Genomic DNA, 1,905 nt, shown 5'->3' with positions numbered 1-1,905 from the left:
TTGAATAATCTAAGTAACTTACCGCTGCTTGACCAACGATTAAAACGTTTGAAAATAGAGTTTGAATGACCAAAACAACAAGGAATATCTCGCCACGGACAGCCTGTTCTAATTCTATAGAGAATAGCTTCAATAAAATTGCGTAAATTTGAGTTGTGGTGAATGGATAAATTACGCAGAATAACTTTCAACTTTTGCCAGTGTTGATCTGTCAGCATGGTACGAGGCATAGCGAATAGTAAAATTGGGTTTGGCGATTTGATTTTACTACTTCGCTATTTTTTTAAACTAAAAGTGTCAACACACCCTAATATTTTTTTCCAATACCTTTTTTTGTTGTGATATTGCTGATTTTATCTTCGTATCAGTAAGCGGTAGAACAGTTTTAGCCATTTTTAACGGTATATTTTTAGAGTAAATTAACATGTACCGCAAAAAGTACCGTTAAAAATTACGATAGATCTAGGATACCATTGGACATCATATAACAATACTAAAGCCAAAACCCTTTATTATCAATATTTTTGGGATGAATTAGGACTTCACAGGAAGGGAAAATGGTGCGCTCAGCGGGCACTTTCCGAAATTTGCGGTTTCCTTACTATTCCCTAGTTTTCCTTATTTTTTCTTTAATTTTATAGGTTTAAGTGTGGCTCATTAATTCAATAGTTTAATGTTTCCTTATTATTCCCTATTATTCATTCTATATTGATTACGCCAAATTTACGCCACAACATTTTGAGAGAGAATTTATGGCCACCTTTAGACAAAGGGGTGATGCTTGGCGAGTTGAGATTAGTGTGAATGGTACTCGGGAAAGTGCGACATTCGATACTAAGACTCAGGCTCGCGCATGGGCATCAAAACGTGAAACTGAATTGAGAGAGTTATCACGCGGAAAGCTTCCTGATTATACATTAAATTGTGCAATTGATAGATACATAGAAGAAGTGTGCCCAAAGCACAAAGGTTGTGATGCCGAAATTAAGAGATTTCGCGCATTCCAGAGAAACTTCCCAAAGATTGCCAAAAAACATATTGCTAAAATTACGACTGATGATTTTGTGGTGTGGCGTGATACCAGATTAAAAACAGTCAAGCCGGCATCAGTACGACGTGAGGGTAATATCCTGTCTGCCCTATTCACTGTTGCACGCACAGAATGGAAGTGGGTTTATGATTCACCTATGAGTGATTTAAAGATGCCGCCACCACCAGCACATCGAGATAGACGTATATCGGAGGATGAAATTTACAGGCTTTGCCTGGCTGCTGAGTTTGATGATCAGGCACCTGAGAATTTTACACAGCAAATTATGATTGCTTTCCTGTTGGCGATTGAAACTGCAATGCGTGCTGGTGAGATCCGCGGCCTGACTTGGGACCGGGTTTATTTAAAGAATAGATATGTGACTTTGAATGAAACCAAGAATGGAACTAAGCGACATGTGCCATTATCAAAACGCGCAGTCGAATTGCTTGAGTTAATGAAAGGTGTTGGCAGTCATCAGGTTTTTACAGTGAAAGATTCGAGCTTTGATACACTTTGGAGAAAGTTGCGAGATAAGTGTGAAATTGAAGATTTACATTTTCACGATTCAAGACATGAAGCATGCACACGGCTTGCTCAGAAATTGGAAGTATTGGATTTGGCGCGGATGATCGGGCATAAAGATTTAAGAAGCCTGATGATTTATTACAATGCAACTGCATCAGAGATTGCAAACAGGTTGGATTAAAATGAAAACATGGACCTACTTTTATATAGAACACACGATAAAGAATGGGGAGATTTTTAGGAAGGAATCTGGGTGGGGTGTGAGAGGTATGATCCTAGACAAAATAATGGACAGCACGTCCCTCTAAAGATAACGTAACTTTAATCTTTGGAGATTCAAGAAATGG

2 protein-coding genes are annotated in these 1,905 nt (G+C 38.3%); one reads left to right on the top strand and one right to left on the bottom strand.

What is annotated here, in order from left to right:
- Positions 1-230: transposase (locus MTX11_RS16415; RefSeq protein ID WP_243474662.1), on the bottom strand; the 230-nt coding region annotated here is incomplete at its 3' end.
- Positions 231-752: 522 nt separating this feature from the next.
- Here MTX11_RS16415 and MTX11_RS16410 point away from each other — a divergent pair.
- Positions 753-1,739, top strand: a complete 987-nt coding sequence (locus MTX11_RS16410; RefSeq protein WP_005103697.1) for a site-specific integrase — start codon at positions 753-755, stop codon at positions 1,737-1,739.
- Positions 1,740-1,905 lie beyond the last annotated feature (166 nt).

The sequence above is a fragment of the Acinetobacter lwoffii genome, from assembly GCF_022809915.1.
Lineage (GTDB): Bacteria > Pseudomonadota > Gammaproteobacteria > Pseudomonadales > Moraxellaceae > Acinetobacter > Acinetobacter lwoffii_M.
This window is presented reverse-complemented; position numbering and strand designations above follow the sequence as displayed.